Annotated in this window: 10 protein-coding genes and 1 CRISPR repeat array; of the genes, 9 read left to right on the top strand and 1 reads right to left on the bottom strand. The window is 50.8% G+C overall.

The window, feature by feature from the left end:
- Positions 1-115: 115 nt before the first annotated feature.
- From cas5 to cas2, 7 genes are read left to right on the top strand one after another with little or no spacing between them, the layout of a single operon-like run.
- Entirely contained in the window at positions 116-790 is a 675-nt protein-coding gene (gene cas5 / locus RRY12_02645) for a CRISPR-associated protein Cas5 (GenBank protein MEG2183552.1), read from the top strand.
- Positions 780-3032, top strand: a complete 2253-nt coding sequence (locus tag RRY12_02640; GenBank protein ID MEG2183551.1) for a hypothetical protein — start codon at positions 780-782, stop codon at positions 3030-3032. The genes cas5 and RRY12_02640 overlap by 11 nt, the downstream gene beginning before the upstream one ends.
- Positions 3025-3873, top strand: coding sequence for a type I CRISPR-associated protein Cas7 (locus RRY12_02635; GenBank protein MEG2183550.1), 849 nt, complete (start codon positions 3025-3027; stop codon positions 3871-3873). Before RRY12_02640 ends, RRY12_02635 begins: the two co-directional genes overlap by 8 nt.
- Positions 3849-6125 carry a CRISPR-associated endonuclease Cas3'' gene (locus RRY12_02630; GenBank protein ID MEG2183549.1) on the top strand — a complete coding sequence of 759 codons (2277 nt, stop codon included), beginning with the start codon at positions 3849-3851 and terminating at the stop codon, positions 6123-6125. Before RRY12_02635 ends, RRY12_02630 begins: the two co-directional genes overlap by 25 nt.
- Before the next feature lie 33 nt (positions 6126-6158).
- Positions 6159-6830, top strand: a complete 672-nt coding sequence (cas4, locus tag RRY12_02625; protein ID MEG2183548.1) for a CRISPR-associated protein Cas4 — start codon at positions 6159-6161, stop codon at positions 6828-6830.
- Complete coding sequence (gene cas1c, locus RRY12_02620; protein MEG2183547.1) at positions 6830-7861, top strand: type I-C CRISPR-associated endonuclease Cas1c; 1032 nt, start codon at positions 6830-6832, stop codon at positions 7859-7861. The genes cas4 and cas1c overlap by 1 nt, the downstream gene beginning before the upstream one ends.
- A gap of 12 nt (positions 7862-7873) precedes the next feature.
- Positions 7874-8164, top strand: a complete 291-nt coding sequence (cas2, locus tag RRY12_02615; GenBank protein MEG2183546.1) for a CRISPR-associated endonuclease Cas2 — start codon at positions 7874-7876, stop codon at positions 8162-8164.
- 165 nt (positions 8165-8329) lie between these two features.
- Positions 8330-13137: a CRISPR direct-repeat array (repeat unit 32 nt; unit sequence GTCGCGATCCGCAAGGACCGCGTGGATTAAAA).
- A 23-nt stretch (positions 13138-13160) separates the two neighbouring features.
- On the opposite strand, the gene RRY12_02610 is transcribed toward cas2, so the two are convergent.
- Positions 13161-13409: a hypothetical protein gene (locus RRY12_02610; GenBank protein ID MEG2183545.1), complete on the bottom strand. Its 249-nt coding sequence runs from the start codon at positions 13407-13409 to the stop codon at positions 13161-13163.
- A gap of 456 nt (positions 13410-13865) precedes the next feature.
- On the opposite strand from RRY12_02610, the gene cbiQ reads away from it, so the two are divergent.
- Complete coding sequence (gene cbiQ, locus RRY12_02605; GenBank protein ID MEG2183544.1) at positions 13866-14663, top strand: cobalt ECF transporter T component CbiQ; 798 nt, start codon at positions 13866-13868, stop codon at positions 14661-14663.
- Entirely contained in the window at positions 14663-15370 is a 708-nt protein-coding gene (locus tag RRY12_02600; protein MEG2183543.1) for an ABC transporter ATP-binding protein, read from the top strand. The genes cbiQ and RRY12_02600 overlap by 1 nt, the downstream gene beginning before the upstream one ends.
- Positions 15371-15404: the final 34 nt, after the last annotated feature.

The raw sequence follows: 15404 nt of genomic DNA, 5'->3' as shown, positions 1-15404 counted from the left end.
GCCGTTCTTGTGTTATATTGACCTCGTCAATCAACGAATCATTTTTTGAAGGCAGGAGCCCCCGTCGTCTTGCCTTTAAAAAATAAATAATATGTAGAAAGGAGGCATTTACACAATGCAAAAAATCTACGAGATCTCTTGCGAAATCAGCGGCCCCTGTGCTATGTTTACGCGCCCTGACACGGGAGATGTTCCTGTCAGCTACACTGTCCCTACTGCGTCTGCGGTGCGCGGAATATTCGAATCAATAAATTGGGGGCCTGCTGTAACCATTATACCGCAGAGGGTCGAAATATGCTCGCCAATTAGGTTTGAAAATTACATTACCAACTATGGCGGCCCGCTGAGACATTCCAGCGCAATATCCAGCGGCTCAAACTATCAGCTGCTGGCGACCATTCTTGTCGACGTCTGTTATAAATTGTACGCCGAGGCGCGCCCTCTAGCTTGCGGCAGGGAAAAAATGACGGACAAGGCAAAGCAATGGGACGCCAATACGACGTCGCCCGGACACGCTTACAAAGCGATATTTGAACGCAGGCTGAAGAGAGGCCAGTTATATCGGATGCCATCGCTTGGGTGGAACGAATTTGCGCCGGACTATCTGGGGCCGTTGCGGAGTGAGACTCATCGCTGCCGCGATATCAATATGGTCATTCCCAGCCTTCTTATGGAAGTTTTTCCCGACGGATTTGATTCGCAGCCGCGTTTCTGCTTTGCTCAGAACGTCCCGATCAAAGAGGGAGCACTAAGTTATCCACAGCGAGAAGGTGACAGCTATGCTCAATGAACTTTATCCAGCCGGAGTCAATCCGGCGTTCAAAAACATCGCAACGCAGGAGTGGGATCAGAGGCTGAAACCGATGGCAAAGGGCGACCTGTATAAAATCACGCTCTGCGTCGGGTCGCCCTGCGTTGACGGCATCACTCGAATAAAGGCAGAAAACGCCGCCGGTCTGAGAAAATATGAAGAATCAAACGGATTTTCGTTCCCGGGGTTCAATCTGCCGCCCAGCGTCCCGTTGGAGATCAACGAATTTATTAGAGGATATATACTGGCCCGGTTCCCTGAAGAAAACGCAATGCTGAATACGATCCCAGAAAAACAGCGTCCAAAATATTTGCTGCAAAAATTTAAAACGACCTTCGACGCCCAGTCTCTTCGTCAGGCTATATATAACGCGCCATCAGGCGCGGATGCTGCGATGCCGCAATACCGTGAAAAGGTAACTGCCAAGGTCAAAAAATGTATCAAGGATACCGCCGCAAATCTTTGGCAGCAAATCAAGCCAGAAGATGCTGAGGGCAGATGTTCCAGTTATTGCACGCTGCATGAACGCATCGAAAAAATAAATGCGGAACAATTCATGGACGCGGTCTTTACTTTTGCACTGTCAAGAATCGAGAGCTTCGAAGACTGGGAGTTCTATTCGCCGTTATTATTTTTGACGAAACCGATCAGCTCAACCATTCCCAGTGAGATGGTCTATCTGGATATTATGGACTACGGCCCGGAGGGCAACTCTGTTGCGCATCGAAATACCGTAGGCTGGATCAACCGCCGCCTGCTCGCGGCTTCAAAGGCGCCGGAAGCGGACGAGCTGCCCAAGGCGCGGGACGCCTTCAATAATCCTGCGTATAAGATGAATGAAAAAATGCCCAGCGTAAGAGTGCCGGTGCTCGGTGATGTTATCCTTCGTTCAATGGTGAAGGAGGCCCCGTGCCAGCTGCGTTACGGGGTAGCCGATTATGAGTCATTTCCAATGGGGGACGAGAGCCGCCGCAGCGCTAAACTTGCTTTGGAGTCGCTCTCTCAGGATGACCTCAAGGGAAAAACGTGGGACGTCATGGGCGACAAAGAACTCCTCTTTGCTTATCCTCGCCTTATTCCCAAAGAGGTGGTAGACGAAGATGAATATGACGAAGTTATGTCGTTTGATGCGTCGCCTACCACCGCCGCGATGACGGGCAACGATTTTGAGACAGATCGAGCCACCTTTGAAGAACTCTCAAAACAGGTGATAGAGACGCTGCAGGGACGCTGCCGAAGTATCTCTGAGATAGAGATACTTATATTCGCGATCAAAAAAATGGACAAGGCGCGCACTAAGGTCGTTTATTACACCAACTTTTCCGCCGAACAGTTTATGCACGCAGCCGAGGAATGGACGGCGGCCTGCAAAAACCTCCCGGATAAACTGCTTGTAATGCGGGACTGGGGCGACAGCAAAGGCGAGGTGGTAATATCGCACATGAGAGCCATTTTCCCCAAAGAATTCGCTCTGTACGCAAATAAGGTGTGGCGTCAGAATGGCACAGAATATTCTCCGTCGAAGAGGGTAGACCCACTTGAGGGGCTTGTCCTGCTGCTCAAAGAAAAAGAGACGGGATACCTGAACAATCTGCTTTCAATTTTTATGTCAAACACTGCGCCCTTTTTTGCGCATTTGGGAGAATCGATGCACCGAGGCGTCATACTCTCCGGAAAAAAGGGCGGAGACAAGATAGCAAATCCGGCCATTCTTGCGCTGCTTCTTTACAAGCTTGGCTGTAAAAAGGAGGATTACATGAACAGTTCAATATTTAAGATAGGGACGCTTCTGGCGTTGGCGGACAGTCTTCAGTATCAGTACTGCAAATATATTAGGACGCCCAAGGACGCTAGATCAAAGACCGTTAATGTGCCCATGCAGCTGGTGGGAAACGCCATGCTTGCCGAAGCGGAGCTTCATCCGAGGGAGGTCATAGGTACGCTGGGGCAGCGTATCAGGCCATACCTGACATGGAGTAAAACAGACCAGGACGAAGACTGGCGGCTCAGCCGCTGGTTGGACCGGCAGTTTAACACAATAAGTAAAGAATTGGATTATGATTCTCTTCCCACCAGCCGTCTGAATCCGGAGGAGACGGCACAGCTCTATTTAGGATACATGGCAGGCTGCTCAGTAAAGAGTGAAAAAGAAAACGACACGTCAGATCCGCAGGTCAATCTGGAAGCAAACATATCAAAGGGAGGACTGGAAAATGAGTAGTGAATTTCTCAACCGCGTTACCGGACTTTTAGTGCTGGAGGTAATAAATTCAAATCCCAATGGAGATCCTGATGTGGATGGCGCCCCACGCAGGCGGTATGACGGACGCGGGGAGATCTCCCCTGTCTCTTTTAAGAGGAAGCTCCGCGATCTTGTCGAGGATAAAGAGGGGCCAGTCTGGAATTATATGAAGGCAAAGCTGAAGCTTGAGGACGAGAAGTTTATGATCCTTGAGTCCAGGGGCCGCAACAGAAAAGAGATACAAAAGGAAATCGCTGACGGTTCTTTTAAGGATAAATACTGGGACGGCAGAATTTTTGGAAATACCTTCCTTGAGGATAATATGGACAAAGCCAGCATCAAAACCGGCGTCGTTCAGTTCGGCATGGGCATCTCCCTCTCTCCGATCCAGTATGAGGCGCAGACGAACACAAATAAGGCGGGCGTCCAGGAGGGTAAAAATCAGGGAATGGCTCCAATGGCCTATAAAATAGTGACTCACGGCCTCTATGTCATGCCGTTTTTTGTCAATCCAAACTGTGCGCATAAATCTGGATGCACGGCGATGGATATTGAGGTGATGAAGGCGCTTATCCCTTACGCCTATTCGCACAATCGTTCCGCCATACGTCCATTTGTGGAGGTGCGTCAGGCGTGGTTCTGCGAACATAAAAACCCGCTTGGCAGCTGTTCCGACTTTGCGCTTATTGATGCCCTTACGCCGAAAAGAAAGGGTGATATCGCCGCGCCCTCTTCGGCGCTTACAGATTACGAACTTGCTGCTGGACTGCCTTCAGAGCTGAAGGATAAAGTCACATGCACGGACCTGATTGCCCAGTAAGCACCTTTCTTGCGCACAGCGCGCGTCCTGAGCAGGATATTCCTGCTCAGGACTATTGCGTCCATGTCCTCAATGTCTGTGAGCGATGCTCACGCTTTGCTCTCGCAATAAAGCCGGTGAAAGGGGAGCGGCCGCGCTACAAGTTTATGACCGCACGGCTTATGCTTGCCGCTGAATTTCATGATTTAGGAAAACTGAATGCTTTAAATCAGGATGTTCTTAATGGACGTCGTGCTGCAAGGAGCCTGCCTATAAAACATTGGGATGCGGGCGCACTTTACATGACGCAGAAAAAAGCTCCCTTAAGCGCCCTTATGATATATGCTCATCATAAAGGGCTGCCCAACTTGCCTGCCATGCCTACGGCGCAGGATCTTAAATATCGTTCTGAAGATGAAAATAGCTGTGCCGACAGCGAACGCAACCTTGAACAATATCTCACCTTCCACGACACCGCGTTGCAAAGAGAGCGAAAAAATATTCTAAAACAGCGTTGCGAAGATGAAGTCAAGCTTCCCGTGACGATGCGTCTCTTGTTCTCGTGTCTTGTGGACGCGGATCACTCGGATACGGCGGTAAATTATAACGATTTGGAGGAAAAGGAATTTCCTCCCCTGCGCGCTAGAGAAAGACTTGAGGCGCTTGATCGGTATATCGCGTCACTTCAATCTCCGGGGACGAAGCACTCTGAAAGAAATGAAAATAGAAACCAAATGTATGTACATTGCCGTAGTGCGGATACAGACCACGAAATCACCTTCTGCGACAGCCCAGTGGGAACGGGAAAAACTACCGCGTTAGCGGCCTGTCAGCTTAAAACGGCGGCGGATAGGAACCTTCGGCATCTTTTTATCGTTCTGCCCTTTACCAACATACTAAACCAAACAGTCGACATTTTGAGGGAAGCTCTTCGCCTGCCGGGTGAAAGTGAAGCGGAGATGAAGCGTGTAGTCAGCGCCATACACCATAAGGCTGAATTTGAAGACGAAAACAGCAGAAAGCTCTCAGTGCTGTGGCGCGCTCCAATAGTGGTGACTACCGCTGTTCAGTTTTTTGAAACGATGGCCGCGGCGTCGCCTTCCGCGCTTCGCAAACTTCATGAGCTTACAAACAGCAGCGTCTTTATTGATGAGGCCCATACGGCGCTTCCCATAAAATTGTGGCCGCTTGCATGGAAATGGATCAAAGAATATTCCAGTATATGGAATTGCCATTTTATACTTGCTTCCGGTTCCCTTTATAAATTATGGAAACTGAAGGAGATAGACGAAGGGCAGCCCGATATCCCCTCTTTACTGCCCGAGGATTTTCGCAGGGGGCTTTATAACGCAGAAAAGCGCCGTATACGTTATCGCTGTATGAGGGGAAAAATGAAAGAAGAAGAGCTGTGTGACTGGCTGCTCTCTTTGGAAGGCCCCAGATTAGTCATTCTCAACACTGTCCAATCCGCCGCAGTCATCGCGCAGATGTTGAAGGAACGGTGTGGCGCGGATGCCGTGGAACATATCTCGACGGCGCTCGCTCCTGTCGACAGAGAACATTTGGTGGATAAAATAAAAGACCGCCTCAATGATAAAAAAGACACGAACTGGACGCTGGTCGCGACCTCCTGTGTTGAGGCCGGCGTCAACTTTTCTTTCAGAACTGGCGTTAGAGAGGCTGCCGGCTTGGTCAACCTGCTGCAGCTTGCAGGACGGATACGGCGAAACGACGAGCAAGAATACACTGATTCGACCGTCTGGACAATAGAGCTCAATTTTGACGGACTGCTCAAACGCCATCCCAGCTTCGACACATCTTCACAAATATTGATGGAACTCTTTTCTAAAAATGAAAATCTATGCGAAGAAAATGCAGATCTTTCAAAGATGTGCACAGACGCATTGAGGCGTGAACTGAACGAGTTGAACCAAACGGCAAGTTTGGAAAATGATCTTGTCAAACATGAGGGAGCGCTTGAATTTAAAACAGTCGAAGAGAAGTTCAAAGTAATTGACACGCAGACTGTTACCGTTATCGTTGACGCTCAGCTTAAAGAACGGCTTGAAAACCATGAACCTGTAGACTGGAGGGAGCTTCAGGAATATAGCGTGCAGATTTTTTGTCGTTCTGCCTCAAAATTGGGAGTGGAAAAGTTAAAGAGCCATCCTGATATATTCTTCTGGCCCTATAGGTATGATAAGTTTATAGGTTACATGGCAGGTGTGTTAGACAATAGGAGGATCGACATGGCAGGCGGAGCCTTCATTTAAGACGGCTTAACTCACGCGTGGAGGGAAATAAAAATGTATGACGAAGAAGAACTTGTCTCCATTTCGCTGCTTCAGCATTACACTTTTTGTAAAAGACGTGCCGCCCTTATAGGCATAGAACAGCATTGGGATGAAAATGCAGCCACTGTAGACGGAGAGATAATGCACGAAAGGGCTCATTCAGAGTCTGCCGAAAACCGAAGAGATCTTAAAATCAGAATGTCGCTTCGTTTGCACTCCTTTGCCCTCGGGCTTTCCGGGACTTCAGATATTGTAGAATTTCACCGGTCCGCCGATTCTGGAATCGTTATCCCCGGCGCGGAGGGGCTCTGGGTCCCGTACCCTGTCGAATACAAGCGCGGAAGTACGCATGAGGAGCTTCCGTATATGATCCAGCTCTGCGCACAATGTATGTGCCTTGAAGAGATGCTGAAAACGCAAATCGACATGGGGGCTATCTACTGGGGAGAAAGTAGGCGCCGGCAGGAGATAACGTTCGATTATTGCCTCAGAGAACAGACAGTGGAGACGGCGGAATCCGTACATAAATTTCTAGCGGAAGGTAAAACGCCACCCCCCAGGTATGACAAAAAATGCAAAGGCTGCTCTCTGTATGATATCTGTATGCCCAAAGCGATCAAAAGAATAGACGCCAACCAATATTTTGAGAGCTTTTTCTGTGAATCTGACGAGGGGGGCCTGTAATGAAAAAACTACAAAACAGTCTTTACATTCTCACACAGGGATCTTATCTGTGCAAAGAAGGAGAGACGATAGCCGTCTACGTCGATAAAGAGCTGAAGCAGCGTTTTCCGATCCACAACCAGTCTAATATTTTATGCTTTGGCAATGTCATGTGTTCGCCGGCTCTTCTTGGAATGTGTGGAGAAAACGGTGTCGGTGTCTCCTTCTTTACGGAAAACGGCAAATTTCTCGCTAGAGTAAATGGCGGCGTCTCCGGCAATGTCCTTGTTAGGCGCAAGCAATACAGGATTGCCGATGACGAAAAACAAAGAGCTGAGATTGCGCGACGTTTCGTCGCGGCAAAAATTGCAAACTGCCGGACGGTATTATCACGGGCGCTTCGGGAATACCCTGGCAGCTCCGGCGCGGCAAGGCTGCAGAAGGCCATTGTAAACCTCGGCGAAGTCCTTACACACCTGAAAACTTGGCTTCCGCTCGAGACGGTAAGAGGCATCGAAGGAGATGCCGCGAGGAGCTATTTCGCCGTTTTTGACGATCTTATCGTGGCTAGAAAAGATCATTTTAATTTTCATGGACGAAGCCGTCGGCCGCCAATGGATAATGTTAATGCTATGCTCTCATTCATATATACTGTAATCACACATGACATTGCTTCTGCTCTTGAGGGTGTTGGGCTGGATCCGGCCGTGGGTTTTCTTCATGCGGACAGGCCTGGGCGGCCGAGCCTTGCCTTAGACATCATAGAGGAGTTCCGCCCCATGATAGCGGATCGGCTTGTGTTGAGCCTTATCAACAGAAAACAGGTAAAACCCGGGAACTTTACGCGAGCGGAGACCGGCGGCGTTACAATGGATGACGCCTGCCGCAAGGAGATTTTGAAAAATTATCAGGAACGCAAAAGGGACGAACTGATCCATCCATTCCTCAACGAAAAAATTCCGTTAGGCTTGATGTACCATACGCAGGCGATGTTATTTTCAGCCTACCTTCGCGGCGACCTTGACGGATATCCGCCTTTTCATTGGAAATGAGGATATGATAAAATGTTGTTGCTGATAACATATGATGTCAACACGCAAACTGCAGATGGCCGTAAGCGGCTTAGGCGAGTTGCTAAAATCTGTGAAGATTACGGCCAAAGGGTTCAGAACTCTGTCTTTGAATGTCTTGTTGATCAGGCCCAAAGACTTGAACTGTGCCATAAATTGGAAAAGATAATAGACACGGAAACGGACAGCCTGCGGTATTATCAATTGGGGAATAATTGGAAAAAACGAGTAGAACATATCGGAGCTAAGCAGACCTTCGATCCCGAAGGAGTGCATATCCTGTAGCGCGAACCAGAAGCTCACATAAAAACCTTATAACTCCGCAGATAAGGCTATAACTAAGCAAAACACAAAAATGCTAAAATTTTATGAATTTTGGGAACGCTAATCGGATGGTGCGCGCGTGACATCCGATTAGCTGTTGCAATTCCTAAGAGAAAAGATAGAACAGTCGCGATCCGCAAGGACCGCGTGGATTAAAAGGGTGTTGCGATTTTATTTATCTCACCGGCCTGTGCCGTCGCGATCCGCAAGGACCGCGTGGATTAAAAGTGCAATGAAGAGGACATGGCACCTTCTGAACTGCCCGTCGCGATCCGCAAGGACCGCGTGGATTAAAAGAACATCGAAATGTGGGAAAAAGCATTCGGAGGCTGTCGCGATCCGCAAGGACCGCGTGGATTAAAAGCGCACGGGCCTGCAATATGCCCGGACGAATTATGTCGCGATCCGCAAGGACCGCGTGGATTAAAAGGTATTGGCCCTGCTGTTTGCCTAGGGCGGCCAAACGTCGCGATCCGCAAGGACCGCGTGGATTAAAAGTCTGGGATATCTGGACACGTGTGAGGCTCCCATGGTCGCGATCCGCAAGGACCGCGTGGATTAAAAGCGGTGCAAAGCATTCCTTTAAGATGTACGAGCTGGTCGCGATCCGCAAGGACCGCGTGGATTAAAAGCCAAAGTTCTGCAATCTCATCTGTGAGCAGGTTCGTCGCGATCCGCAAGGACCGCGTGGATTAAAAGCATCTCCGACCTTGCAGACCGTAATCGTTTTATGTCGCGATCCGCAAGGACCGCGTGGATTAAAAGTGCGGTATGATATGCGATAACTGCGAAAAGTTGGTCGCGATCCGCAAGGACCGCGTGGATTAAAAGCTTTACGATATTTCCCATGCCGAAGCACTGCACGTCGCGATCCGCAAGGACCGCGTGGATTAAAAGCGCACGCACTCGCCCCACCGCTGTATTTGCATTGGTCGCGATCCGCAAGGACCGCGTGGATTAAAAGTAAATTCCAGCGGGTCTACTACGTCCGCGACATCTGTCGCGATCCGCAAGGACCGCGTGGATTAAAAGCAATGTAAGCGGCATCCTCATACTCAAAAACAGGGTCGCGATCCGCAAGGACCGCGTGGATTAAAAGTACCATGAGTTTGTAGAAGCGGCTGGCCCATTTCGTCGCGATCCGCAAGGACCGCGTGGATTAAAAGGTCACCAATGGGCAATCTACTGGATGATGGAGCGGCGTCGCGATCCGCAAGGACCGCGTGGATTAAAAGATTGACCGCAGGATGATGACTGACGCTTATGGCGTCGCGATCCGCAAGGACCGCGTGGATTAAAAGTATCTGTGAGCAGCTGACTGAGGCCGACTGGAAGTGTCGCGATCCGCAAGGACCGCGTGGATTAAAAGTTCGACATCGAAACAGACGGACTTCTTGATGCCGTCGCGATCCGCAAGGACCGCGTGGATTAAAAGGAAGCTGATTTTGCTGTTGCGCTGGCCGTTTTTTGGTCGCGATCCGCAAGGACCGCGTGGATTAAAAGAGCAATGAGTCCATTGTTTATACCTTCCTCACAGTCGCGATCCGCAAGGACCGCGTGGATTAAAAGCGCGCGAGAGCGAGATACTGCGGAGGGTGGGAATGTCGCGATCCGCAAGGACCGCGTGGATTAAAAGGCCTATTTGGAACCGCGGGGGTGGCGCCTGTCAATGTCGCGATCCGCAAGGACCGCGTGGATTAAAAGCTTCCTCGACTATGGCAACGTGGTTGCCGAAGGTAGTCGCGATCCGCAAGGACCGCGTGGATTAAAAGCATTCATCATCAGCGTGAATCACGGATACGACTGCGTCGCGATCCGCAAGGACCGCGTGGATTAAAAGGTGGCCGCATTTCTCACGCAGTACCACGGTGAAGTCGCGATCCGCAAGGACCGCGTGGATTAAAAGATAGAAATCTTGTTTCTGAATGGATAGAAATTGAGTCGCGATCCGCAAGGACCGCGTGGATTAAAAGTAAATCGAAATGGCGGTTTCTTGAATTGCTAGCGTCGCGATCCGCAAGGACCGCGTGGATTAAAAGCCAGCCCTTGACCGAGAGCGTGCATTTGCTCCGCGTCGCGATCCGCAAGGACCGCGTGGATTAAAAGGGCCCATTTAATATACCGCCCGTTTGCATTATTGGTCGCGATCCGCAAGGACCGCGTGGATTAAAAGCAGCTGCCAGTTTCCCATGTTCGTTCAGTCCATTGTCGCGATCCGCAAGGACCGCGTGGATTAAAAGGCGTCCGCGTCGGCAAATTGAGTATTTATTTTTGTCGCGATCCGCAAGGACCGCGTGGATTAAAAGTTGTACCTGTTGTTGAGCTAAAGCTTCAGCAGCGCGTCGCGATCCGCAAGGACCGCGTGGATTAAAAGATTGCTGTTGATAATGAGCTTCTTCAAGTGGCTCGGTCGCGATCCGCAAGGACCGCGTGGATTAAAAGGTCACGGTTATCACTGCATGGCCAGGTGCTCTTGCGTCGCGATCCGCAAGGACCGCGTGGATTAAAAGAAGACTTGTATACTCATAAATATGATGAGGATTTGTCGCGATCCGCAAGGACCGCGTGGATTAAAAGCATTTATAACACTTTTAAAAGCTCAAAAGGACTCGTCGCGATCCGCAAGGACCGCGTGGATTAAAAGATGCGCAAATCCGCTGCATAAGTATGTGATTAAAGTCGCGATCCGCAAGGACCGCGTGGATTAAAAGATAACGCAGCACATGACACTAATGTAGGCAAATAGTCGCGATCCGCAAGGACCGCGTGGATTAAAAGGCCAGTACGACGACGGACGCGGCTGGAGCAAAAGTCGCGATCCGCAAGGACCGCGTGGATTAAAAGCTTGGACGCCGCCCGACTGCCACCATCCGTCAATACGTCGCGATCCGCAAGGACCGCGTGGATTAAAAGGTAGTACCCGTGGGCACAGCAACATTGCAAGGCAGTCGCGATCCGCAAGGACCGCGTGGATTAAAAGAAGCTTACTGCCGACAAAAACGAGATGAACATCACGTCGCGATCCGCAAGGACCGCGTGGATTAAAAGATACATAAAGTAGGCTAACAGACAGCACAATGGAGTCGCGATCCGCAAGGACCGCGTGGATTAAAAGGAGGACGTTGCTACCCTCGGTGATCGGTAGCTCGCGTCGCGATCCGCAAGGACCGCGTGGATTAAAAGCTATTTGGGCGTTGCGTATCCAGTAGGCGGGGGGTCGCGATCCGCAAGGACCGCGTGGATTAAAAGGTTATCGCCAACGATTACTATTTCCTGCACAGGGTCGCGATCCGCAAGGACCGCGTGGATTAAAAGTATTTTCTCTTTCACGATACCACCGCCTTTATGCCGTCGCGATCCGCAAGGACCGCGTGGATTAAAAGTTGTGGGAGGTTTGAGTCCGGGGCTGGGACGGCAGGTCGCGATCCGCAAGGACCGCGTGGATTAAAAGCAATCGTTTCATACGTATGATGACGGAAAAAGAGGTCGCGATCCGCAAGGACCGCGTGGATTAAAAGGCATGTCTAACGCTGCTTGCTCTCCCATTCTTTAGTCGCGATCCGCAAGGACCGCGTGGATTAAAAGACCGGACTTATAGAAAAACCACGCAACTCCCACGGTCGCGATCCGCAAGGACCGCGTGGATTAAAAGTCCCTTGACAAAGACCTCAAAACAATCCCCGGTAAGTCGCGATCCGCAAGGACCGCGTGGATTAAAAGCCGCCAGTCTTGCGGCTATGTCTGTAGCGGACATGTCGCGATCCGCAAGGACCGCGTGGATTAAAAGGCGCTCAGCGTATTTCTTTGCACCGTAGGTGAGGGTCGCGATCCACAAGGACCGCGTGGATTAAAAGTGAGAGGCTTGTGTCTAGCATGAACTGGAGGGCAAGTCGCGATCCGCAAGGACCGCGTGGATTAAAAGTTGTGCTATTTCCGGTTTATTCACCCCGGACGGCGTCGCGATCCGCAAGGACCGCGTGGATTAAAAGCGCTCTCGTTCAGCATTGCGCTTGCATGCGCCATCGTCGCGATCCGCAAGGACCGCGTGGATTAAAAGGTTACCCTACGGACGGGATCGTGGAAAGTGTCGCGTCGCGATCCGCAAGGACCGCGTGGATTAAAAAGTTTGCGACTTGCAGGGCGGCAAGTTCGGCATGTGTCGCGATCCGCAAGGACCGCGTGGATTAAAAAAATATCCATTCTTTGCAGATTTAACCCGTATCGGGTCGCGATCCGCAAGGACCGCGTGGATTAAAAATCTATCGCCAAAGGTAAATGGCGCAGTGCAGTTATGTCGCGATCCGCAAGGACCGCGTGGATTAAAAAGTTATGCTCATCCAATCACCCCCACCTGCGAAAACGTCGCGATCCGCAAGGACCGCGTGGATTAAAAACATAATGATTATCCCCCTAGAGAGACTGGCAACCAGTCGCGATCCGCAAGGACCGCGTGGATTAAAATGAAGCAAGCTCCAAGCGGACTGGCAGATATTTCTTGCGTCGCGATCCGCAAGGACCGCGTGGATTAAAATATACAATCCTTTATCAAGGTAAATATATATCTAGTCGCGATCCGCAAGGACCGCGTGGATTAAAATCGTACCATAGCGTTCTTTCTCCAGCTTGGTCACTCGTCGCGATCCGCAAGGACCGCGTGGATTAAAATCTCATACCCATTTTGTTTGTACTTATGGCATTTAGTCGCGATCCGCAAGGACCGCGTGGATTAAAATAAGGCCAGCGTCACCATTCGCGAGGCATCTGGCCGTCGCGATCCGCAAGGACCGCGTGGATTAAAATGCCCTCGAATATACGCCGGCCATTTTTATCTACGTCGCGATCCGCAAGGACCGCGTGGATTAAAATTTCATGAATGGCATAGAGGCTGCGAACCTCTATCATCGCGATCCGCAAGGACTGCGTGGATTAAAATTAAATATAGTGTTAGTTTTTGTTGTTACATAACACATACATAAAATAACATCCACAGGAAAAACAATACAATCGCCGAAAAAAACAACCATATTATCAAACCGCATATACCCTCAAGGATCCTAAAAAATGCTCTTACATAAGCCAATACTAAGGTGATGCGATATTGCCATGAGCCGGGGCTTCCTTTTACCCCATATATTTCTTCAAGAATATCTGCGTTGGGATGGCGTGAGGAAGCAGCATTCTCGTACACTTCTTCTTTATTCTGCATCTCATCATCTCCCGGCTGTAGTTGGTGACTCTGTGTGTTTTTATATCATATCGTATTATATCGAGCTGTAAATCGGTTGTTTGTGCGGCGTCGCGATCCGCGCGGGTCAAGAATTATTTATTATACCAATATTACAGACGAATAACATTTATTTGCTAAGGGGTAGCAAAATTTCCCATAAAAGCTTAGAATAATCCGGCGGCGTGTGGGATTATGATGCCGCTGCCTCTTTTTCGCCGGCTTTTGGCGGGCGGTCTGTGGCATAATTTACAAACTTCCGGAGGATGTCCTACGAAGGGCTCTCTGCCGCAGAAGCGGCTTTTCGGCGTATTTTCATATCATTATCGTAAACTGGACTTTTGAAACGGCGGCTGCCACGAAGGCGGCCTTTGAACGAACGCCTCTTGCGCTCGCTTGTGCGCAGTGCTGGCTTTCGTTTGTCGAAGGAGGGAAAAAATGTCGGATCTGCGCAGCAGCATATATGAGATATATTCATTGGAACAGGCCTCAGGCGGCGATTCTCCCATACACCGGCTGCACCCGGCTGTGAAGATCGCGGCCACGCTCTTTTACATCATTCTCGTCGTTTCCTTCGGCCGCTATGAACTTTCGGCTCTTGCGCCGTTTGTGCTCTATCCCGTCGCCGCGTCGTCGTTTGCTGGAGTCCCGTGCTCTATGATATTCAAGAGGACGCTCACAGCGCTGCCTTTCTGTCTTTTTGCCGGCGTGTCGAATGTCTTTTTCGACGTTTCCGCCGCGTTTACAGTAGGTGCTGTCACGGTGAGCGCGGGCTGGCTTTCTTTTGCCGCCATTGTATTCCGCACGCTGCTTTGCGTCTCCGCTGTCCTAGTGCTTGTCGCTGTCACGCCGTTTACGGAGCTTACGCGCGAGCTTCGCGCCATGCGGCTGCCTTCTGTATTTATTTCGCTTTTTGAGATGACCTACCGTTATGTCGGGGCGCTTGCGGCGGAGGCATTTTCGATGTATACGGCCTATTCGCTGCGCGGCAAAAATAAGCGCGGCATTGAGATGAAAGACATGGGCAGCTTTGCGGGGCAGCTGCTCATCAGGAGCTTTGACCGCGCGGAACGCGTCTATCAGGCGATGCGCTGTCGCGGCTACCCTGCGGCGGCAGGCGGGATGCAGGCGCGCCCACTTTCGGTGCGTGACCTTTTATTTCTCGTAGCCGTCTGCGCTTCGTCGCTTTTTTTTCGTTTTGTAAATGTACCTGTGCTCATTGGGAGGCTCTTTTGATGCTTGAAATAGAACAATTCTCCGCAGCCTATCCTGATGGGACTAAGGGCGTGGCTGATATAAGCCTGCGGATCGCGGACGGTGAGAACGCAGCTCTCATAGGAGCCAACGGCGCGGGGAAGACCTCGCTCATCATGGCGCTTGTTGGGGTGCTGCCATCGTCAGGGACGGCGGTCATAGGCGGCGTGCGCCTCACGAAGGCCACTGTGGCCGAGGTGCGCGCAAGGGCCGGCGTCGTCTTTCAAAACCCAGACGACCAGCTTTTCATGGCCTCGATATACGACGACATCGCCTTTGGCCCGCGCAACATGGGGCTTTGCGAGGACGAGGTCAAAATGCGTGTTGGCGAGGTGCTTTCGCTGCTAAAGATAGAGCATCTGGCGAAAAAGACGGCGCTTAAGATGTCCGGCGGAGAAAAACGCATGGCGGCGCTTGCTTCGGTTCTGGCAATGGAGCCGCAGGTGACGCTCTTTGACGAGCCGACCGCTTTTCTCGACCCGAGGGCGCGGCGCAACCTCATAAACGTTCTGCGCGGTCTGCCTCACACAAAGCTGATAGCGACGCACGACCTCGCTTTTGCGGAGGAGCTGTGCGAGCGTTCCATACTGCTGAAAGAGGGGCGGGTATTTGCCGACGGCCCGTCGAAAGAACTTTTGCGCGACGCGGCGCTGATGGAAGAATGCGGCGTAGAGGCGATAGGCGCCTGATATGCGCAAGTCGGCGCCGGAAATTTGATAAATT

The sequence above is a fragment of the Cloacibacillus sp. genome, assembly GCA_036655895.1.
Taxonomy (GTDB): domain Bacteria; phylum Synergistota; class Synergistia; order Synergistales; family Synergistaceae; genus JAVVPF01.
Note: the sequence above shows the minus strand (reverse complement) of the source record. Positions and strands in the feature narration are given on the sequence as shown.

Bases quoted from the DNA above. Each gene is read 5' to 3' on its own strand.
- cas5 (MEG2183552.1), top strand. From the start codon at position 116: ATGCAAAAAATCTACGAGATCTCTTGCGAAATCAGCGGCCCCTGTGCT.
- RRY12_02640 (MEG2183551.1), top strand. From the start codon at position 780: ATGCTCAATGAACTTTATCCAGCCGGAGTCAATCCGGCGTTCAAAAAC.
- RRY12_02635 (MEG2183550.1), top strand. From the start codon at position 3,025: ATGAGTAGTGAATTTCTCAACCGCGTTACCGGACTTTTAGTGCTGGAG.
- RRY12_02630 (MEG2183549.1), top strand. From the start codon at position 3,849: ATGCACGGACCTGATTGCCCAGTAAGCACCTTTCTTGCGCACAGCGCG.
- cas4 (MEG2183548.1), top strand. From the start codon at position 6,159: ATGTATGACGAAGAAGAACTTGTCTCCATTTCGCTGCTTCAGCATTAC.
- cas1c (MEG2183547.1), top strand. From the start codon at position 6,830: ATGAAAAAACTACAAAACAGTCTTTACATTCTCACACAGGGATCTTAT.
- cas2 (MEG2183546.1), top strand. From the start codon at position 7,874: ATGTTGTTGCTGATAACATATGATGTCAACACGCAAACTGCAGATGGC.
- RRY12_02610 (MEG2183545.1), bottom strand. From the start codon at position 13,409: ATGCAGAATAAAGAAGAAGTGTACGAGAATGCTGCTTCCTCACGCCAT.
- cbiQ (MEG2183544.1), top strand. From the start codon at position 13,866: ATGTCGGATCTGCGCAGCAGCATATATGAGATATATTCATTGGAACAG.
- RRY12_02600 (MEG2183543.1), top strand. From the start codon at position 14,663: ATGCTTGAAATAGAACAATTCTCCGCAGCCTATCCTGATGGGACTAAG.